The sequence below is a fragment of the Chitinophaga solisilvae genome (assembly GCF_009928525.1).
Classification (GTDB): Bacteria; Bacteroidota; Bacteroidia; order Chitinophagales; family Chitinophagaceae; genus Chitinophaga; species Chitinophaga solisilvae.
The window spans coordinates 222,418-242,589 of sequence record NZ_JAABOK010000012.1; the positions used below are offsets into that span (position 1 = coordinate 222,418).

Below are 20,172 nucleotides of genomic sequence, written 5' to 3' on the forward strand. Positions count from 1 at the left end.
ACTGGTATAAGAGATAAGTGCCGGATACGAAGTTACAGGAAGCGCATAGGTGAGAAAGGCTGGATTTCATAGTTGTGCAGCTGTAGTTACAACTATGTTTTGACGATGTATAATTATGCCGGCTGCAAAAGGAGCAGCAACGTATCAGGTTCCTCCTGCAATCATACTGCAGGAGGAAGCATCTGCTTCATTTTTTTTGTATTTTTTATTATTGATAAATATAAATTTCATTCCCTATGCAACCAGGATCAAAAAGTTTGTATGAACTAAGTTACGGACAGCCACAAGCGGTTTGTGGAAATGATGAAAGAGTCCGGATTTCACCGACCACTTCCCAGCCTTATTCCAGTATCTGCGAGTTATTCGTTGAGGACAAGGATGGGAATTACTATGCGGGAACAGGCTGTATTTTCAGCATTCCCGGCGCGGACTACGGCCTTGTCATTACTGCAGCACATTGCCTTTTTGAATTTGAGAAGAAAAGAGCGATGCGCAGTGTTATTGTTATCCCGGCAATAGACGGGAAAAATAGTCCATTTGGAAGGATAACTGTAGACGGCCATCAGTGCTTTGCTTCCTATCCTTTTGTGCTTGGCAGGGAAAGAGGAAGCGATTACGGAGCAATACTTATACCGCTGAAGAAAGGATGGGAGCATAATTTTGAAATGAACGTTTTAACGACCGAAGAACTGGAGGAGCGCGTAGTATTAACTGCCGGATACCCACTTGATAAATCAGGAGAAACCATGTGGTCAACCGGAGATGTTATATACTCTCTGAATAATGTTACATTCAGGTATGAGTTTGATACATATGGAGGGCAGAGCGGCAGTCCTGTATGGACAATGTATAAAGGTAAATGGTCCATTGTGGGTATCCACTCCGAGGGAGGTTGCCCCAATGTTGCGGTAAGAATTACTGAGTTGCAGATAGCACAGTTTAATAGCTGGGCCAGAAAGGGAAGTACTTTTTCCCTGAAGAACGAAGATATGAACAACAAGAACTACTTTCCTGATGAGGGAGGATTAAAGGATATTTATGCAGATACAAATGAGCTGATCTGCCCGCCAGGTCAGATTATGGTAGGATTTTCCCTGTACAAGAAATTCAACCGGGTTGCCCCCCGGATATTATCTGCTGAGCCTGACGGATCTAATGCTGCCTGGATAACCAATACAGATATGAACAATAATTATTTTCCCGGCGAAGGAGGGCTGAAGGATATATATGCAGATACCAACGAGCTGGTTTGTCCTGCAGGTAAGTTTATCACCGGTTTTTCATTCTGGAAGAAAGAAAACCGCCTGGCGCCCAGGATCCGCTGTTCCGATTTAGATGGATCCAATGCTACCTGGATATCCAATACAGATATGAATAACAACAATTATTTTCCCGGTGAAGGCGGGTTAAAAGATATTTATGCAGATACCAATCCGCTTGTCTGCAGATCTACCAACAGTGCTGTTACCTGTTTTGCTTTCTATAAAAAAGATAACCGGATAGCTCCCATGATAAATACGCTGGTGCTTAACAGCTGAGTGTATCCTGTATGCAGTTTCCTGGCCGGCGTGCCGGCCAGGGGCTAATACACATTATACTTCCCGTTTTTCAGTACCACCGGGCGGCCCAGGTCATTGGGCCGGAATATGGTATCCCTTACCATCCGCAGTACTGCCTGTTCCGGTACATTACTAAAATGCAGGTAATGGGATTGTTTGTTCTTCTTTAATACCTGCGGATCGCCAACGATGGTCTGTGTACCTTCCAGGTCTTCCCATTTCCCCTTGTTCCAGTAGATCAGGTGATATTTCCTGTCCATATTCAGCCACCGGGAGCCATCCACTTCATTAAAAACAAGTTCCGTTTTTTTACCGGAGGGAATGAGCCATTCCGTTTCTCCCTTGTTGTTCAGCAGAAAAGGATCGCCGGCAATTTCGTAGTTGTTGTTCACAATGACCATGGGAATATAGATAACGTTCTGCCCTGCTTTCAGGAAGGTGGCGCTATCCCGGCTGGCATTAATTTTTCCCCAGCCTACTATCTGCCAGCTTTCTCCGTTCAGCACGCCCAGGTAGGCATAATGGCTGCCGGTATCTGTATGCTGTAAGCGGATGGTAATGTTGGTCGCAGGAATATATTCGTCGGTAATATCTGCCAGATGTTCATTGGCCAGGTGAGGAGGAATTGTTTCCTTGCCTCTGGTGGCTGCTGCCAGGCTGTTTGCCTGTACGGAATACATAATCCGGTAGGCTTTGGCCAGTTTGTTTTCAAAGGGCAGGGTATCTCTCCGGGGATTATCATAGCCTGCAGTTATAGGAACAAACCTGCCATCTTTGTCAAGTATGCTAAGCCACAGATGCCCGCCGAAATTACTGTTTGCCCAGAAAGGGGTAAACTCCGATGCAACGGGTAAGCCGGCAGCCCGGAACCAGTAACAGGCGATCATGTTAAGGTCCTGACATCTTCCGCCGGTGAGGTCATTCAGCTGTTGCAGATTCAGGTTGCCCGGATAGTAGAACAGGCCCAGGTGTTTGTAGGAATATCCGCGCTTTATGCTGTCATTGATAAAAGCGCTGGTTGCCAGGACGCTTTTATCCATACAGGAATCCGTAATCCATGCAGTTTGTGTGTAGAAGCGCTTGCGCCAGTTCTGCAGGGGTTCCTCTCCCATCCGGTAAGGCAGGATATATTCACAGAACTGCGCAAAGCTCAGATGCTTTGCCCATGGCTGTTCTTTTACGCTGAATGCGCAGTCAATATTTTCTATCAGCTGTTGCGCACTGATATGTTGTATATCTTCCCGGAAGCCTTTATTTTCAAAGATGATTTCCTTTCCCCTTAATTTCTCCAGGTGCTCTTTCATTTTGCGGATAGAATCTTTGAACTTATACTGGAAAAGATTTATCTCCACGTTATTCAGTCCGCTGTCTGCCAGTGCATATTTTTCATATCCCCTGCCGGGCATACCGGATATCAGGAACAATGCTGCCCGGAGTTTAAGGGAGTCGGCAGGGTTGCTGCTGTAATGATCTATAACAGCCTGTATTTCCGTTCTGTTGGCTCCGGCTTTTGTTAAAGCCGGCTGCAGCTGTACCGGTGCATTGGTTTTTGTGGAACAGGCCTGTAACATAAAAAAGACAACGGATAACACAAATAAGGATAGGGTTTGTTTCATGGCAGGGCTTCTTGGGTTATAGGTAACCGGATCATCCGGCAACCGAAGATAAGCATCTTTTAATAATAGCTAAAAGGATTTATAACTGGTATATTCGGTGTTTTTCAGTCTGCCGGAAGTCATGAAAAGTTTACAGGAAATAATGATGTGCATCGTAAAAGCCACTTTTTCTACTGTCAGGATACAATAACAAAGGATAATCCCGGTAAAGAATAAAATGCAGTCTGCTTACCTGTAACAGCAGTCAGTATTTTTTTTTGAATTCGATTGCCTTATTGTGGATTTTGTTTTATCATTGTAAGGAAGCTCAATAGATGTATCCGCAAAAAAGAGTTGATGGAATGATGTTAGCCTATGAAAATGAAACTCTTACCGTTGTATAGAACCTTACGTTTATTGGCTTGCTGAGTTCCTGAAGCAGATAAAAAGATATTTTACCCTTCTGAAAAAATGGAATACTATCCTGATGGTCCTGGTTGAAAATACCCATCCTTCCGGAAGATCAATGAAGAACAGCGTTGTCAGAGGAATGCAGGCAGAGCCGGCATGACTGACGAAGCAACTGTAATAACACAAAATAATATGATATACATGGCGCCCCTGTTATGACAGGATACACTGTGGATATTAAATTCCGCTGGCAACAGCATACTCAGATAGCCGGAGAGATATGACGCATTACAATTGTATTAGTATTCAAAGTAAGGTTCCTGGTGCAGTATACAGGAGTGTAAAGCGTTTGCCGGCACTATATGGTATATGGATGGCTTTCCTGCTGATGCTGCCGGCAGGCGTATGGGCGCAGCAGTTATGCCAGGTGAAGATCCGCTTAATCCATGCAAACGATTCTTCCGCCATACCTTTTGCCCGGATAATTATTGCAGACCTGAACGGAAAAACGGTGGCCTCGGCAGTGACAGATCAGCAGGGTGTCAGTATGGTGAACCTGGCGGATACCTTCAGCAGCAAGGTACGGGTACAATGTAAACCACTGGGGTTTGAAGCCTATACATCTGCACCGTTATCTTTTGACCGGCAAATGCACGATGTTGTAGTACTGGCGCTATCGCGGCTTCCCGTACAGCTTGCAGCCGTAAATATTTTTCAGCAGCAACTGACTAAAGATGTTGATAAACTTGTTTACCGGGTGAAACAGGATCAGTTTTCAGGCGGCACTGGCAGCGCGGAACTTTTTACCAGGTTACCCGGCGTAACGATGGTGTCAGGCGCGGTTAAACTAAACGGACGGTCCGGGGTGCTGATACTGATCGACGGAAAGGGCGAGTTTAAAAGTCAGTCGGAACAACTGGCATATCTTGCTACCCTGAGTGCAGACCAGGTAGATAAAATAGAGATTATGGCCTTCCCTTCTTCCCGGTATGATGCCAGCATTTCTTCCGTCATCAATGTGATCACCCGGAAAGAGCGGAGTATTGCCAGCATACGGGCCAATTATTCCCAGCCGCTGTATATGGTAACAGGAGATTTCGGCAGCAGTATGCCGTCCGGCGGCATGTCAGCCAATCTCAATTTCAAAATCAGGAAAATTAAAACCACCTTCGTTTTAAACACAGGTAATCAGAGGGGATTGGAGAAATCTTCAGGAGAAAATGTGGTGTACGACCAGTTCCGGTTTACTTCTCAGCGGTATGCTCAGACAGCCGCTTTCAGAATTGCTCCGGGGCTCTCCATGGATTACGATATAAATAAGCGTTCCAGCGCCGGTATAGAGGCTGATATTTCATTTACGCCTTCCACGATCAGTAACGTATCGGAGCATTATACCTTCAGCAACTATTCCAATGCGGCTAAGGATTCGGTTATTACAGCTGAAAACAGGTACCGGGGAGAAAGAAAATCTATCCGGACGGCTGCCAGCTATAAATATCTGCTGAACGAAAAGAAAAACAGCCACCTGTATGCTAATTTCATCTATGTGCATAATCCTGCTGTGAATGCAAACAGCATTGCGCGGGTATCTGATATAAATGGCGCATCCTTCGCCGGTAACTATCTCCGTAATACGACCAGCATCTATAACGGGTCAGTAATTTTGTCTGACGTACTTAAAGCTGCCTGGGTAAGCACAGAGTTCGGCGCAAAGTTAAATGCGCTGGAAAACAGTACTAAACAGGTGCTGAACGGTGGTAACGCCGATTTTCATTATAGAGAAAGGATCGGCAGTTTATTTTTCAGTGCCCGCTGGAAATTAGGTAAGTATCAGCTGATATCAGGGCTACGAAGCGAATGGGTAAATGCAGATGCTGTATTCAGACAGGCCGGCAAGGATGAAACAGCAGAAAGAAATTATTTTAAAGTATATCCCAATCTTGTTATACAGCACGATTTCAGCAGTAACCTGAATGCAAGCCTGGGATATACCAAAAAGATAAGACGGCCGCTGATGGGAGATATTAACCCTTCCCAGCAGGTAATGAGCAACTTCAGAACACAGTCGGGTAATATCGGTTTTGTGCCTGCCTATTTTGACAGAATAGAAGGACAGCTTACGTACAAACAGCTGGTAGTAACCCTGTATTATGAAAGTTCATCCAACAGGCGGGTATTTATTCCTGAGAAAGATAAGCCGTTTGAATTTAAGGCCGCCAATGTGGGGCAAATGAAACAATATGGTATTGCTGCTTATCAGTCTTTCCATATCAGCAAATGGTTTAGCTCGGAGGTTAACGTTAATTATGCCTATTCAACCTATCATGCACCAGGGCTGAGTTACAGATTCGATAATACCAACCTGTTCGAAATCAGCAGTACAAATGATTTTACAATAAGCGACCGTACCAGAATACAGGCCACCATCTACTATAATGCCAAGATGAACCTGGAGTATGCTACCTATGGAGATTACTATTCCAGCTCGCTGACGTTAAAACAGATTCTGCTGAAAAATAAATTGTTCCTGAACCTGTCTGTGAATGATCCGGCCGGCATAGAAAAAGTAAGGGCCAGCACCTTCTATCCCAGCCAGACGGATATTTCAGAAGCCATCAGTAATAACCGTACTTTTTCATTGCAGGTAGTTTATAATTTTCCGCTGGGTCAGAAGTTCCGCAGGCAGGTTTACAAGAACCGCACGGATGGTGAGATCAGAGATCAGTGATCAGTGAGTAACCCTGAAATAACGCTTATGCCAATTATGTATCCCTTATATTAACCTTGTAAGTCCCATGAAACGTAACATTTTTCCTGTAAGTATCCTATTGGCGCTGATAGTGATGTTTTTTACCTCCTGCCACAGTGGCTCCGCGAAAACGGAAGATATTGTACAAACATGGATGGGAAAGAAAATCAGGTTCCCGGATAATGTACTTTGTTCTGAACTGGGAGAAATCAAACCCTGTAAAACAAATGACTACAAAAAATTCCGCGTATTGGTATATACCGATTCTGTCGGCTGCGTAAGCTGCAAACTACGCCTGGATGAATGGAAGCGGTTTATAAAGGAATTAGGGGAAGCCAATTCCAGGGATGTGGATTTCGTTTTCTATTTTAACCCGCGGAAAACAGATAACCTTACTGAACTATTTAAACGGGAATATTTCAGAATCCCTGTGCACATTGACGTGAACGATGACATAAACAGGATCAATAAGTTTCCGGCACAGATGGAGTATCAGTGCTTCCTGCTCGATAAGGATAATAAAGTGATGCTGGTAGGAAACCCCACTTTAAGTACCGTCATCTGGGACTTGTATAAAAAGGCGTTAACCGGACAGATGGATGTTAACCTGCCCAGATAGGCAGCCCCGCCGTGGCCTTCACCAACAGCTCATAGTTACCCTTTTTTTCACTATTTAAACTTTCATTTATGAAAATGAGACTCTTGTCTTTGGGTGGAGCGGCTATTGCCCTCACCATTGTTATCTCTGCGCTGACTTTCCGCGTTGAAAAGTCTACAGCTTCCACTATGTCAGGTATTAACGTGGCAGCGTTGAATGCGGCGGCTTTCGGTGAGTGCACCGGGCCCCGTCCGCAGAATGGTAACTGCGAAAGCAGCAATACCAATAAGTGCTCTGATCTTTCCGGCTGCAATTCCGGCGGAACAGAACGCTAGTTTCCAAATTTGCATTTGAATGCATTTTTGCAAAAAAGACAGACTTTTTCTTCATCACTATTTAAAGTTTCACTTATGCAAAAGAGAATTTTGTCTTTGGGTGGAGCCGCTATTGCGCTCGCCATCATCATCTCTGCGCTGACTTTCCGCGCGGAGAAGTCTACTGCTTCTACCTTGTCCGGTATTAACGTGGCTGCCCTGAACGAGGCTGCTTTCGGTGAATGCACCGGCCCTCGTCCGCAGAATGGCAATTGTGAGAGCCGTAATACCAACAAGTGCTCAGACACTGCCGGCTGTAATTCCGGCGGAACTGAACGCTAGATGGCCAGACCATGCATTTGAATGCAATTGGCAAAGGTGGCGGGCTGAACTGAGGCCCGCCCCTTGCGTCTTCATTTTATCATTATCACCACATCTCATTATGAAAGCATCCGTATGTTTATGGCTTTGCCTGCTGATAATTTTTGCAGCAGGCTGCAACCGGACCAGTAAAGAAGCACCACTTAATATTCCTACAGAACAAATAGATCTTGCAAAGTACCAGGAAGTAAATTTCAGCAGTCTGCCGGATGAATACGTGAAACAGAAAAAGTATGTATCCCTGGAGATGAAAGATGATGAGAATTATGTTTCGCTGATCAGTAAAGTCAAGGTTATGAATGACAAAATTTTTATTCTCGATAAGCGGAAAAAAATACTTGTTCAGTATGATGGTAATGGAAAATACCTTGGCAAAGTAGGGAAGCTGAAGGAAGAATACCTGAACATCGCCGATTTTGATGTGGATGATAACGGCAATATTTATATTATAGATGGTAAGCTGGATCGTATGCTGGTATATGATACCGCACGGCATCTGCAATATGTGAAAAAGACTCCTTTTGAAACGGATATCCTTAAAGCGCTTTCGGGCGGAGAACTTTTACTGGGACTGTCTTCCTGGAATGAAGGAGATTACCGCGGCCAGCAGGTGATAAGAACAGATAAGCAGCTGGAGCCGCTGGAAAAAGTACTGCGATACAATGAATATGTAGATGATAACTTCTGGATAACGGGATACCGCTTTCTGCAGGTGGATAGTCTGCTGTTTTATAACAAGCCTGTTGATAACAATGTATATGTATTTTCCACTGCCGGAAAAATTAAAAAGGCATATCAGTTTAATTTCGGCGCCCTGAATGTGCCGGATGCGGATAAGAAGGATATCGAGAAGAAAGTAGATAAATACAATCATTACAGGTTATTGTCTGAATTCACCTATGTGACAGATAAGTATGCTTTAGGGCAGTTATGGGACAAAAGAAAATTCCGTTTCTTCTATGCTGACCGCAACCGGCATATTGTTTATCTGCAGGATACAGCAGCGCCTAACGAACTGAAAAGTCTGTCGGACTTTGATGGCAAAACCCTTTCTGCGCTAATCTATCCTGGTGATTACGATGAAAAGGCATTTGCTTCCTTACCTCCTGATACAAAATCACAATTAGAAAAAGGAGGATTTGTGGTATGTAAATATGAATTAAACTGATGAAGATGGTGGCGCAATACCGGCAGGTGATGATCGGATTGGCCGGCATCATGATACTGGCGGCTCTCTGCACGCCCCTGATAAGTTGCAGCAGTATATCACAGGATATATTTTTTGCCAGGTATTACTGGCTTTTTTTTACGGCTGTATTTTCAGGCTGTATATTATGGATCCCGGCGATATGCCGGCCATTGCGTTTAACAATAACGGATAAGCTGGTAGCGCTTTTCCTGGCTTATCTGTACCTGCAATCCATCTGGCTGCCGGATGCCATTCCTGCCAATAAGAAACTATTGTATTTTTTTGCTTCCGCACTGGTATATTTCGCCGTGCGCATATGGATTTCCGGTGCTGCTGCAGGCGGCAGAAAGCCACGGTTGTATGTGGCTGCCGGCTTATGCTTCGTGACAGTGGTCAGTTGTGTGGTTGCCTGGTTGCAGCTAGCGGGATATATGCAATGGTACAGCCGGGCCTTCCCGGTCACCGGCACATTTTTTCATCCGGCTCCGTTAGCCGGATTTGCAGCAATGTTATGCCCGATTGTTTTTTATTATGGCTATACAATTTTGAAGTATCCTTCATCTGCGGATAAGCGTTACGGATACCTGGCGCTGGGCACAGGTGCGCTGCTGGTAATAACGGTGCTGCTTGCAGCATCAAGAGCTGCTGTGGCGGGCCTGCTGGGAGGAGTAGCCTTCACATGGCTGACAGGCAATAGCCATGCCGTGCTGGCATGGCTCCGGAAGTATATCAGATGGTGGCTGTGGCTGCCGGTAATCGCTATCCTGCTGCTGATAGGTTTCCTGTCGTATAATATAAGGGCCGGCTCCGTGAACGGCCGGCTGCTGGTCTGGAAAGTAAGCTGGCAGATGTATAAAGACCGGCCGCTGACCGGCCACGGACCGGATGCCTTCAGATATAAATATCCTGACTACCAGGTACAGTATTTTAAGTCCGGCAGCAGCCGGGAAAGCGAAAGGCTATTGTCCGACGAAGTAGGCAGCACCTACAACGAACCCTTGCAGATAGCCTGCGAGCTGGGAATAATTGGGCTGCTGATATACCTGGCAATAATATACACCGCCATAAAACCCGGCCAGAAAACGGAACCCCGGCATGATGGGGAAACCGTCATCCGGACCGGCGCCAGCGGCGCGCTAATCACATGGCTGATTTTTTCACTTTTCTCTTATCCATTGTCGTTACCGGAGCTGACGGTAAGTTTTTTTATTTACCTGGCATTATGCCAGCCGGAAACAGCGATGTATGCACATAGGCGTATAACCGTTTCCGTAATATGGATTCCGGTGTTGATAGCCGCATGTACGCTGCTCCTTTTTTCAGAGATGAAGACCATGTACAGGCAGTTACTGGCATACCGGCAATGGACTGCGGCAGACAAGCACCTGGAACTGCAGGAAGCGGTCGTTGTATACCGTTCATTATTACCGGTACTCGCGCACGAGGACAATTTTTTGTCTGTATATGCGCGGCTTTTATCTGAGCAGGATTTATACAGCGCCAGTAATGAGATACTCCGGCATAAGAAACCCTATACCTACAGCGATCTGGTGCTGATGGCGGAAAATTATACCCGGCTGAACGATAATGAAGCTGCAATAGCTGCGTATATGAAAGGACATTATCTGTTGCCTCACAAGTATCTGCCACCCTACCGTATCATGCAGCTGAGTAAGGTGAAACATCCGGCGCTGGCCAGTAAGATGGCAGCACTCATCATTGCCATGCCTGTGAAAATACTATCCGATGATGTAACGGATATGAAAAATGCCGCTAAGCGGTGGCTGAAAAATAACGGAGATTTTTCAAAAGGAGAGTGACGGGTGCGGCGTTTTTTATGACACTAACAATCCATCAGAATTTCAATGACTTCGTCAGGTTCATCCATATTCTCCGGAATATAGACTGATCCTCTGTAATAATCTCAGCATCCGCCAGGATGCCAGGTTTCAGCTTGATGACAGAGTCGCGGTCTGTTCTGATCAATACAACCCTGGAAAAAAACAGGCTGTCTCTGACAGGAATATCTGATATATAGTCAATCCTTCCTTTTAAGTAACCGTACTCCTGGTAAGGGTAACTGCGTACTTTTATCATCACCTGCTGTTCCCGTTTAACTTTTGAGGAAGATGCCTGTGGAATCAGTATTTCTCCGTAGTAATCATTTTTCCCGGCATTGATGTAAAAGAGGATGTCTCCTGTTTTTATCAGCTGGTTTTCCTGCAGAAAATCCCCATAAACGAGAAATCCGCTGGAAGAAGCGCTGATAACATATTGCTTTTTCCAGTTCTCTGCATCGCTGATGAACGTATTCAGCGACTGGTGAAATTTTTTCTCTTCTTCGATAATCTGATTTTTTATTTCTGAAAGTTCCTTGTCTTTGGCTGACAGGCTGCTCCGGTTGCTGATGATGGTATTCTCCATCTGTGGGATAGCCTGTCTTTTGGCCAGCAGCAATGCTTTCTTCTGTTGCAGTTCCAGTGGGCTGATCACTCTTCTTTCTGCCAGCACCCTGTATTTTTCATATTCAGCTTCAGCAAGGTCCAGCTCATTTTTCTGTAGTTCATACATCTGCCGGATACGGCTGTTCTGGTCATTGACGTATTGCACTTCATGTTGTATAAAGTTTTTTCTCTTCTGCAATATTCCTTCGTGGTTAATGGCTTTATAGGTGAGGTAGGCGGCGTAGAAGTTCTGGTAGCTGCTCTGCAGCTCGCCGAGATCCAGCTCTGTAGGGGAAACCAGGACTTCCAGATCCCGGAGGGAGGTGCCGCTGTTTCTGATTTCCTTCAGCCGGTGCAATATGCTGATGACCTGGGTATGGTCTGCAATACTTTCTATATAGGCGATGTCTGTATTTTTCTCCACCCATTGCCCTTCTCTGCCGAGTATCCTGACGAGGTTGCCGGTTACCCTGCAGACAAGAGCCTTGGGGGCATTGCTGGTATTGAATTTCATGGATACGGCTACCATTTCGGGATACCTGATGAATACCGAAAGGCCGATGAGTAGCAGGATAGTCAGCAATACAAAGGAAATACCTCTTTGCATCAGCCAGGACGGAGGTTTGGTAATGATCTCCTGCAGGTCTTCTGAATGTATGTCTTCTTCGGGATAAGTTTTCTTTGCCATGATATTAATTTCCCAGTTCCAGCTGATTTCTCACCAACTCAAAATATTTTCCCCGCCGGGCTGTCAGCTCCTGATGGGTGCCTTGTTCCACTACTGCGCCTTTTTCCAGTACGATGATGTTGTCGGCATTCTTTACTGTACTGAGACGATGGGCTACTACAATAACTGTCCGTTTATCAAAGAACCGGTCGAGGTTTTCGACGATAGCTTTTTCATTATTGGCATCCAGCGAGTTGGTAGCTTCGTCCAGGAATATAAAGGCCGGATCCTTGTACACAGCTCTGGCTATCATCAGGCGCTGCCGCTGCCCCTGGCTGATGCCCTTGCCGGCGGTACCTATTTTGGTGGACAGCCCGAAAGGCTCATTGGCGATGAAATCCTCCATATTGGCAATATGTACTGCCTGCTCCACGCTTGATTCATCGGGCAGTTCATCGTTGACAGCAATATTGCGTGCTATCGTATCCGCATATACGTAGTTTTCCTGTAATACAGAACCGCAGCTGTCGCGCCAGAGGGCAAAGTCGATCTGGTCCAGGCGTTTGCCTCCTACCAGTATTTCCCCCTCTTCGGGATTGTAATAGCGCAGCAGTAATTTCAGTATAGTGGTTTTGCCGCTGCCGCTGCTGCCCACAATGGCAGTGGTTTTACCGGTGGGAAAGGTCAGGTTCAGCCGTGTGAATATAGGTTCGTTGCCGGCGCCATAGTATCTGAAGGTGATATTACGGAATTCTATCGTTCTGTCCTGCGGCAGTTGCGTCAGATAATCTTTCCTGATGTCTACCTCTTCCTCCGTTTCATAGATTTCGTTGAGGCGTTCCAGGCTGATCTTTGCATCCTGGTAGGATTGGAGGAATGACAACAGTGATTCCACCGGGTTGCTGACCATACCCACGATGTACTGTATGGCCATCATACCACCCAAAGTGATATCGCCGTCTATAACAGATTTAGCAGAGATATAGGTAATGATGATGCCTTTGGCCTGATTAATGGCCATAGACCCTACGCTCTGGTACTGGGACAGCGCGAGGCTCTGCACCCGGAACCTGAACAGCCTGGCCTGCAGGGTTTCCCAGCCCCATCGCTGCTGCTTCTGCGCATTGTTCAGCTTGATGTCTTTCATGCTTTGTATCATCTCCACCATATAGGTCTGGTTCTCCGAAGAAATTTTGAACCGTTTGTGATCCAGTTCCCGGCGGTATTTCATGAAGGCCAGTATCCAGCAGGTGTAAAGCAGTGTGGCGACAAAGAATACCAGGAAGATGTTTTTATTATAGATAATGAGCAGGCTGCCGAAGATCACCATATTCACCAGCGAAAACAGGGTGTTGAGCGTACTGCCGGTCAGGAAGGATTCTATCCGTTGCTGATCAGCCATACGCTGCATAATATCTCCGTGCGTTTTGAGATCAAAGAACCCCATTGGCAGTTTCATGATCTTGATGAGCAGATCTGTCAGGATGGAGATGTTGACCCTGGTGCTGATATGCAGCATGATCCACGACCGGATGAAGGTAACGGCGGTACTGCCTGTGAATAGCATCAGCTGCGCAATCAGTATGAGGTTGATGAAGCTGATGTTTTTGGTGTTGATACCTATATCTACTACAGATTGTGTCAGGAACGGACCTATGAGGGAAAGTACGGTGCCCACCAGCATACCGAGGACCAGCTGAACGAACAGGCGTTTGTATTTGTAGAAGTAGGTTAATATTTTGCTCCATCCCAAAGCCCGCGAAGGTTCGTCTTCATCGATCTGGTAGAAGTCCGGTCCCGGACTTAACAGCAGCGATAATCCTGCAGGTTGCTCTTTCGAGGAAAACCAGTTGCTGCGGAATTCCCTCTCATCATAGGATATTAATCCGCCTGCAGGATCGGAGATAAAATACCTGCCTTTCCTGATTCTGTAAAGCACCACAAAGTGTTTCTGGTTCCAGTGAAGAATGCAGGGCAGTTCAATCTGGTTAAGCTGTTCCAGGCTGAGACGGGCGCCGTAGGTACGGAATCCCAGTTTTTCAGCGGCTTCCGAGAGGCCCAGCAGGTTAACGCCGTTTTTCGTTGTCTGGCAGAGCTTCCGTATTTTATGAATGGATACAAGCTGCCCGTAGTATTTGAAGATAATACGCAGACAAGTGGCGCCGCAGTCCATCAGGTCTATTTGCTTGTAATGTGGGAAACGTTTCAGCATGTATAGAATTATCTCACTTCATCAGTTGTTTTATCAGCAGATTAAACTCTTTCCGGGAATGATGCTGGCCGGTTTAACGTTGAAGCAGTTTATGTTTGATCAGTGTTTTTTCAATATCGTGAATCTCAATATCCTTTTCAATGATGATATTGTCTGCGGTCCGTAACAGCAAATATCTCGGCACGCCAAGGAGTTTTACTTTTTCCCCCAGCAGCCTGCTCTGCTTTTCATCCAGCCAGTAGTTTTCATAGCGGAAAGGTTTTTCTGCCAGATGTTTTTCCCAGTCTGTCTTCTTGCTGGATATAGCTACCCCCGCAATTGCAAAGGATTTGTTCTGACTGTTATCCGCAGCCAGTTTATTGATAAACGGATGTTGCCGGATACAGGGCCCGCACCACGTAGCCCAGATATCTATAAGCAGGTAGGGATACTGTGAGGCCAGTTGTTTAAAGGTGGTCTGGCCGGACATACCATCAGTTATCAGGTCGGGAAATATGCTGTCATCTTTTTTAATCCTGATTTTTTCAACATAGTCCGAAAATTTCTTCATGATGTCGTCGCGCTCCGCCTGGGAGAAACGGTTGGTATCCAGCTGCAGTATGGCATCCCTGATACTGTCTTTGATGGTATAGGCGGTAGGTCTGAACATGGTCTTCAGTTTCTGAAAAGCAACGTACGAGCGGTTGTGTTTTTTTATTATCGCCAGTTCCCGCAGGTATTTTTCTGTACTGATATCCTGTATGCCGGAAGGAGTGAGATTTTTTTCCTTGATTTTTTCGGAGAACACTGTTTCTGTTTCTCTGAAAAGATCCTGTATACGGTTTTCAGGGCCGCCTTCCACCGTTATTGTTGCCTGGGTGGTATTAAGATGAAGGACAATGATATGGGTATCCAGCACAAACTGTCTTTTGATGGATACAGGCACCGGCAGATCCTGGGTATTCTGTTCCTGATATGCTATGAAGGCAGATCCCGGGTGTTTATCGTCTGCAATACCTTTAATGGTCCGGGAGAAGTAACCGGTATTATCGACGGACAGGTTAAAGGTATCGTTATCTGTTTTTAATGTCAGTGTGAATGACTTTGAGGCTGCAGGTGGCTTGATGTAACCTTTTACAGTAATGGAATGCTGTCCGGTTCCGTTTTTCTGTCCGTATGCGAAAACGGTAAGAAATGTGAAAAGCAGGGTGGCTGTATGTTTTAGCAATTCCTTTGTCATTACTGTTTCTTTTGGGCTTGTAATTTGTTATACAGGAGTTTTCCGTAAAAGCTGTTTCTGACCTGATCCGGAAGTTCATTGTAGTAATGAATATACCTGTCATAGGAAAAGTATGGATCTCCATTGAGCAGGTAAGTCATTTCATAGGTTCCCTTGTATTTAACCGATGCGTCCAGGAAAAGCGCTGACAGGTCTTTTTCAATTACCTCCAGTTCTTCCTTATATGTGTTTTTAGTATAGCTGTCGTCGCTGTTTTCAATAAGTTCCTTCAGCTCTCTTTGTTTAGCTTCCAGCGCGCCGCTTTTCTGAAACAATGTTTTGTGTAGATTATGGAAGAAGGAGGCTGTTTCTATGTTGAAATCATATCCTACTTTGTTGTTCCCTACTTTTTCCTGCGGGAAGGTGCAGTTATACTTACTGTTATCTAAATGTACTTTTACGCCGAATTTTTTCATATCCAGCATGGCTACGGAAGGAGTATCTATTGTGCCTTCAAATCTGAAGCAATGATCTTTAACAGTTGTGGCATACTGCTGCTTCGAGTTGATGAAGTAGAGTTTAACGCTGTCGCCGTCTTTAAAACTAAAGGGATGTGCATCGCCCAACAGCGAATTGTCAAACTTTCCTTCAATGATATAATGATACTGGGCGGAAGAAAGGAATGGCGCCAGTAACAGGAGGAGTACGCTGATAAAACAGACACATGGTTTCATGATGATTTATTTTTAAGACCGGGGGCATGCATAATCAGCACACTCCCCGGTTGTTTTGATTATGCATTGCGATACACAGCCTGGACGTTGGAACAGCCATCAGTAGCTTTGCAGACTTGTTTGCAGCTTTCCCAGCAGGCATTTTCACTGGTGCCATTACCGACGCGCTCCGCTTCATTTCCGTTAATGAATAATGTGCAGCCACAGAAACCCGCACCTTCATCGCTGCCATCCGAACAATCATTGGTACCGTCTTTAACACTGCTGACAGGAATGCAGCTGCCATCGGTACACATGAATTCGTCCGGGCCGCATCCCCATCCTCCTGTTACCTCTTTCAGGGCTTCCCGGGATAATTGTTGAATGCCTGCAGTATCTAAGTTTTTCAGTGATATTTTTTTCATCATATTGAATTGAGTTTTATACCTGATGCCCTTTAACTCCAGGGCATCTTCAGAGGGTCTTTTGCAGGGAACCTTCTGGTATCCGGAATCATTGATGGCCGGTATGGGTTATTGACAACCGGCTATTTACTTACAGATACAGTGATATGCAGCCGGAGAAAGAAAAGCTGTCAGTAATTTGTGCTGATCAGTACATGATCCGGATACTTACATGATTCGCATGTGCTGCGTTTTTACACATTTAGAATTCATCGCTGCCATCCGGGCAGTCAGCTTTACCATCTCGTACTAATTCCTGTGGAATACAGCTGCCATCGGAGCATTCGAATTCATACGGCTCGCATCCGCGCTGGCCGCCGGTTACTTTTTTCATTGTTGCTGCGGACAGTTTTTCAACGCCGGAAGCATCCAGATTTTTCAGCGTTATTTTTTTCATAATGGTGAAATTGAGATTAATACCTGATGTCCACTTACTCCGGGGCATCTTCAGAGGGTCTTTCGGCAGGGAGCCTTCTGTTTGCCCGGATCGTTTGCAACCGACCTGGCTATTTTTCTAGAAAAAGTTCTTTAATTCAGCCACGCGGTAGTTGTCCGGCAGCTCCTTTCCGTTTATATATATGGTTGGAGTAGCCCTGATTTTCATGGCATCGCACCAGTTGCGCATCGCATGTATTTTTTCACGTTGTGTCTGCAGTTCACCATTCATCGGATATTTCAGGGCAAAGGTCTCATAGTTTTTTTCGCGGGCCAGGTACCAGTCATCCAGTGCCTGCTGTACTTTTTCGCTGCCATATTTTTCCTGGATAGCCAGCAGGTGCGCTACGGGAAATGTTCTTTTATCGCTGTCTTCTCCCGATGCGGTGAATATGATGCGCAGTTTTACATCCGGATTGTTATTGATGATATGCTCCAGCTCAGGATGGGTTTTCGAACAGGGACCACAGTAGGGATTGCATACCTTGATGATCTCATTCGCAGCAGCCGGATTGCCCACGGTGATACCCAGGCTGTCTGCAGAGATGTTGACGCGGTCGCTTTTATCAAGCAATGCCTGGAATATCTCAGGATTATATTTCAGCTTCTTCCATTTCATTTCATAGCTTCTGCCATCGCGCGCACTCCTGAGCTCCGGAATGATGATGTTTGTGAGTACAAGTATGAGCAGCCCGGTCAGTAAAGTCACAGCTACACTGTAAGGTGCAATATCAGTAACGGCAACCGGAGTGCCCCAGAGGAAGGCGCCTGCAATCAGTGCGTTGACTGCCAGTAATACCTGTACTGCCAGACAAAGCGGGCACCATTGTTTTACTATCTGCCACTGGTAATAAACAGAAAACAGGATGTAAGGAGCTGCCAGCAATGAAAGTGCGGACCAGATCAGCATAAAGCGGGTATCTGCAGGAAAGAGCAGCTGCGCGGAGAAGAAGGAAGCAAAGAATGAAAATCCCCATACAGACCAGTTGATCCCGAACAACGATGCGCCCGCGGAAGATAACACCGCATTGCAGTTCAGCTTTTTGCTGTTGCCGCCACATACTTCTTTGATAAAAGGATTATGCGCATCTATTTCATTCCATATCAGGAGAGATGATATGACCAGCCCCAGGAAGGAAGAAAGCAGGAAACCCGCACTGCACCAGCTCAATATACCGGCAGTGTGCGTGTATATCCGGACTGCAGCAAATATGATAGCGGCAAATGCGAGGAGTAAGGGTACTCTTCCGGCCAGTAAATTATTACGCTGTATTTTCCTGTTGGCTGCATAGTTTTTTTCATGTTTTGCAGCATCAGTATCCAGCAGTAAAAGAATATGTTTATCTATTTTTTCAAAATCTTCCAGCGGTAGTTGCTGTAGTTTATCGGTAAGCGGATCGAGGTATTCAATTCTTCCTGCTTCCGCCCGTGTTACAATGGTGAAATAGGCCATGTGCCAGCCTTCCTGCTGTATAGAGCAGATAAACGGCGTTTCAAATGCTTCATAGCTATGCGCTCCTTTTTCTATGGCAGCAGATTCAATATTATATTCGGAAAGCGTGTCCTTCAGAGATAGCAGGGAAGGATATTCAACGTGGTGCTGCAGGGTTTCCGATAGTCCTCTGGTTGTAAAATTTATCTTGAGGGATTCCAGCAAATAGTGACAGGTTTTAAAAAGATCATTCTCTTTCCTGCCGGCGAATAACGTGCGTAGCGGCATATTTTTTTTCTGACGGTCTAGTTGTTTTAAAAATAGAAAAACTTTTTAATTTTAAATTCTTTTTAGTTATGTAGATAAGTTAATGTGAAAGATGTTGATTTTACCGGATGTCCGAAGGAAAATAATATTTGCGCTACCGGTCAAGCATATTGTTTCACGTTACAGTTAATTAATGCACCAGGAAGATGAATCCACTGATGAGAAGTAAAATTGTGCTGACCTTTTGCTGTTGTATGCTGACGCATACTGTTCTTTCCCAGACCCGCATAAATCTTGATCAGTCATTTGCCCTGCTGCAATCCCAGAATGAAGACATGCGTCAGGCCAATATAAATCTGCTGCTGGCCAGAGTAGATGTAAAGGAGGCGCGGAACGGCTTCCTGCCTGTCTTGTCATTCAATGCAGGCAATACGTATAACTTGGGGCTGGCGTTTGATCAGATCGCCGGTCAGCTGGTAACCGGAAATAAATGGACCAATAATGCCAATGCCAATGTAAGTACGCGCGCCACGTTGTTCCAGGGATTCAGCCAGGTATCCAGACTCCGGCAGGCATTGTTAGGTGTAGAAAGTAAGGAAGTACAAAAAAGTAAACTCAGTCAATCTCTCAAACTGGAAATGTTATCAAGGTACTTCGATGCTACCGCCAACCGGTCATTGTATGAAGTGAGCATGACGCAGCTGCAGTTTGCGAAGGAACAGCTGGAACAGGAACGCACCAAATTTGAACTGGAAACGAACACGCTGGTGGATGTAGCCCAGGCAGAGAGCCAGGTAGCGGGTAATGAGCTGAATGGTATTGTAAACAATGCAGCTTACAACAGTAGCCTTATTGCATTAAAGCAATTGCTGGGAATACCGCTCACCGATTCCGTGCTGCTGGTAACACCGGATACCGAAATGGCTGTAACGCCGGCAGCCGCAGTAGTACCGGTACGTGATCCGGCCATAAAATTTGCGGAGTTATCCGTACAGCAGTCTGCATTAAATCTAAGATATGCCAGGGCGCCGTATTTCCCTGTTATCAGTTTCACCGGTGGCTATGGTACCAACTATTCCTCTGTGCGCAAGGATTATGTACACGGAGATTATATGCCCTTCGGCGATCAGATAAATCAGAACAGGGCACTGAATTTCGGGCTGTCCCTCAGTATGCCGGTCTTTGATGGCTTTAAGACCCGGAACAATATCAGCAGGTTAAAGCTGGATCTGGAAAATAAGCATTCAGAACTGAACAAGGTAAAGGTAGAGCGGGAAAAAGTGCTCGCCCTGGCCTTTCAGGAATACCGGAAATCAGTGAAGGAATACCAGGTGTTGCAGGTACAGTACAGGGCGCTGGAAAAGAATTACCAGGCGGTAAAGGAACGTTATGATATAGGAGAAACCAATGCCATGGATTATAACAAGGCTTTGCTGGATTATAATGTGGCAGCAGCCAATGTGATTAAAGCCAGGTATACGCTGATGTATAACGTGGAAGTAATCAGGGTACTGCAGGGGGAAAGATGATAGTAGTAATACTAT

General features: G+C 45.6%; 16 protein-coding genes. 8 read left to right on the top strand and 8 right to left on the bottom strand.

Annotation, left to right across the window (positions count from 1 at the left end; translation table 11 throughout):
• The first annotated feature begins 236 nt into the window (after positions 1-236).
• The gene (locus tag GWG06_RS23435; RefSeq protein WP_160716385.1) at positions 237-1,538 is read left to right on the top strand and encodes a trypsin-like serine peptidase; all 1,302 of its coding nucleotides are present in this window, start codon (positions 237-239) and stop codon (positions 1,536-1,538) included.
• 44 nt (positions 1,539-1,582) lie between these two features.
• Here the strand turns inward: GWG06_RS23435 and GWG06_RS23440 are convergent, their stop codons facing one another.
• On the bottom strand, positions 1,583-3,175 hold the full coding sequence (locus tag GWG06_RS23440) for a hypothetical protein (RefSeq protein ID WP_160716387.1): 1,593 nt from the start codon (positions 3,173-3,175) through the stop codon (positions 1,583-1,585).
• A 739-nt stretch (positions 3,176-3,914) separates the two neighbouring features.
• Between GWG06_RS23440 and GWG06_RS23445 the strand changes: the two genes are divergently transcribed.
• The 6 genes from GWG06_RS23445 to GWG06_RS23470 all read left to right on the top strand — a co-directional run bounded on the left by GWG06_RS23445 (position 3,915) and on the right by GWG06_RS23470 (position 10,616).
• Positions 3,915-6,293 (top strand): outer membrane beta-barrel protein, encoded by a 2,379-nt coding sequence (locus GWG06_RS23445; RefSeq protein ID WP_160716389.1) that lies wholly within the window; start codon positions 3,915-3,917, stop codon positions 6,291-6,293.
• A 67-nt stretch (positions 6,294-6,360) separates the two neighbouring features.
• Complete coding sequence (locus tag GWG06_RS23450) at positions 6,361-6,933, top strand: hypothetical protein (protein WP_127040817.1); 573 nt, start codon at positions 6,361-6,363, stop codon at positions 6,931-6,933.
• Positions 6,934-7,001: 68 nt separating this feature from the next.
• Positions 7,002-7,247, top strand: a complete 246-nt coding sequence (locus GWG06_RS23455) for a hypothetical protein (protein WP_127040814.1) — start codon at positions 7,002-7,004, stop codon at positions 7,245-7,247.
• A gap of 75 nt (positions 7,248-7,322) precedes the next feature.
• The gene (locus GWG06_RS23460; protein WP_127040811.1) at positions 7,323-7,568 is read left to right on the top strand and encodes a hypothetical protein; all 246 of its coding nucleotides are present in this window, start codon (positions 7,323-7,325) and stop codon (positions 7,566-7,568) included.
• Between the two features lie 100 nt (positions 7,569-7,668).
• Positions 7,669-8,775: a 6-bladed beta-propeller gene (locus GWG06_RS23465; protein WP_160716391.1), complete on the top strand. Its 1,107-nt coding sequence runs from the start codon at positions 7,669-7,671 to the stop codon at positions 8,773-8,775.
• A gap of 5 nt (positions 8,776-8,780) precedes the next feature.
• On the top strand, positions 8,781-10,616 hold the full coding sequence (locus GWG06_RS23470; RefSeq protein WP_160716393.1) for an O-antigen ligase family protein: 1,836 nt from the start codon (positions 8,781-8,783) through the stop codon (positions 10,614-10,616).
• A gap of 34 nt (positions 10,617-10,650) precedes the next feature.
• Here GWG06_RS23470 and GWG06_RS23475 read toward each other — a convergent pair whose 3' ends face one another.
• From GWG06_RS23475 to GWG06_RS23505, 7 genes are all read right to left on the bottom strand, one after another.
• Positions 10,651-11,928 (bottom strand): HlyD family secretion protein, encoded by a 1,278-nt coding sequence (locus GWG06_RS23475; RefSeq protein ID WP_160716395.1) that lies wholly within the window; start codon positions 11,926-11,928, stop codon positions 10,651-10,653.
• Positions 11,929-11,932: 4 nt separating this feature from the next.
• Positions 11,933-14,119: a peptidase domain-containing ABC transporter gene (locus GWG06_RS23480; protein ID WP_160716397.1), complete on the bottom strand. Its 2,187-nt coding sequence runs from the start codon at positions 14,117-14,119 to the stop codon at positions 11,933-11,935.
• Between the two features lie 73 nt (positions 14,120-14,192).
• On the bottom strand, positions 14,193-15,338 hold the full coding sequence (locus GWG06_RS23485) for a TlpA family protein disulfide reductase (RefSeq protein ID WP_160716399.1): 1,146 nt from the start codon (positions 15,336-15,338) through the stop codon (positions 14,193-14,195).
• Positions 15,338-16,051 (bottom strand): DUF4369 domain-containing protein, encoded by a 714-nt coding sequence (locus GWG06_RS23490; RefSeq protein ID WP_160716401.1) that lies wholly within the window; start codon positions 16,049-16,051, stop codon positions 15,338-15,340. The genes GWG06_RS23485 and GWG06_RS23490 overlap by 1 nt, the downstream gene beginning before the upstream one ends.
• 59 nt (positions 16,052-16,110) lie before the next feature.
• Complete coding sequence (locus tag GWG06_RS23495) at positions 16,111-16,458, bottom strand: low-density lipoprotein receptor class A repeat-containing protein (RefSeq protein WP_160716403.1); 348 nt, start codon at positions 16,456-16,458, stop codon at positions 16,111-16,113.
• A 238-nt stretch (positions 16,459-16,696) separates the two neighbouring features.
• Positions 16,697-16,891, bottom strand: coding sequence for an LDL receptor domain-containing protein (locus GWG06_RS23500; RefSeq protein WP_160716405.1), 195 nt, complete (start codon positions 16,889-16,891; stop codon positions 16,697-16,699).
• 117 nt (positions 16,892-17,008) lie between these two features.
• Positions 17,009-18,649 carry a vitamin K epoxide reductase family protein gene (locus GWG06_RS23505; RefSeq protein ID WP_160716407.1) on the bottom strand — a complete coding sequence of 547 codons (1,641 nt, stop codon included), beginning with the start codon at positions 18,647-18,649 and terminating at the stop codon, positions 17,009-17,011.
• A gap of 185 nt (positions 18,650-18,834) precedes the next feature.
• On the opposite strand from GWG06_RS23505, the gene GWG06_RS23510 reads away from it, so the two are divergent.
• Positions 18,835-20,157: a TolC family protein gene (locus tag GWG06_RS23510; RefSeq protein WP_160716409.1), complete on the top strand. Its 1,323-nt coding sequence runs from the start codon at positions 18,835-18,837 to the stop codon at positions 20,155-20,157.
• Positions 20,158-20,172: the final 15 nt, after the last annotated feature.

Coding starts and splice junctions, on each gene's coding strand:
- GWG06_RS23435 (WP_160716385.1), top strand. CDS start 237: ATGCAACCAGGATCAAAAAGTTTGTATGAACTAAGTTACGGACAGCCA.
- GWG06_RS23485 (WP_160716399.1), bottom strand. CDS start 15,338: ATGACAAAGGAATTGCTAAAACATACAGCCACCCTGCTTTTCACATTT.
- GWG06_RS23500 (WP_160716405.1), bottom strand. CDS start 16,891: ATGAAAAAAATAACGCTGAAAAATCTGGATGCTTCCGGCGTTGAAAAA.
- GWG06_RS23490 (WP_160716401.1), bottom strand. CDS start 16,051: ATGAAACCATGTGTCTGTTTTATCAGCGTACTCCTCCTGTTACTGGCG.
- GWG06_RS23470 (WP_160716393.1), top strand. CDS start 8,781: ATGGTGGCGCAATACCGGCAGGTGATGATCGGATTGGCCGGCATCATG.
- GWG06_RS23495 (WP_160716403.1), bottom strand. CDS start 16,458: ATGATGAAAAAAATATCACTGAAAAACTTAGATACTGCAGGCATTCAA.
- GWG06_RS23450 (WP_127040817.1), top strand. CDS start 6,361: ATGAAACGTAACATTTTTCCTGTAAGTATCCTATTGGCGCTGATAGTG.
- GWG06_RS23455 (WP_127040814.1), top strand. CDS start 7,002: ATGAAAATGAGACTCTTGTCTTTGGGTGGAGCGGCTATTGCCCTCACC.
- GWG06_RS23460 (WP_127040811.1), top strand. CDS start 7,323: ATGCAAAAGAGAATTTTGTCTTTGGGTGGAGCCGCTATTGCGCTCGCC.
- GWG06_RS23465 (WP_160716391.1), top strand. CDS start 7,669: ATGAAAGCATCCGTATGTTTATGGCTTTGCCTGCTGATAATTTTTGCA.
- GWG06_RS23510 (WP_160716409.1), top strand. CDS start 18,835: ATGAATCCACTGATGAGAAGTAAAATTGTGCTGACCTTTTGCTGTTGT.
- GWG06_RS23480 (WP_160716397.1), bottom strand. CDS start 14,119: ATGCTGAAACGTTTCCCACATTACAAGCAAATAGACCTGATGGACTGC.
- GWG06_RS23440 (WP_160716387.1), bottom strand. CDS start 3,175: ATGAAACAAACCCTATCCTTATTTGTGTTATCCGTTGTCTTTTTTATG.
- GWG06_RS23505 (WP_160716407.1), bottom strand. CDS start 18,649: ATGCCGCTACGCACGTTATTCGCCGGCAGGAAAGAGAATGATCTTTTT.
- GWG06_RS23475 (WP_160716395.1), bottom strand. CDS start 11,928: ATGGCAAAGAAAACTTATCCCGAAGAAGACATACATTCAGAAGACCTG.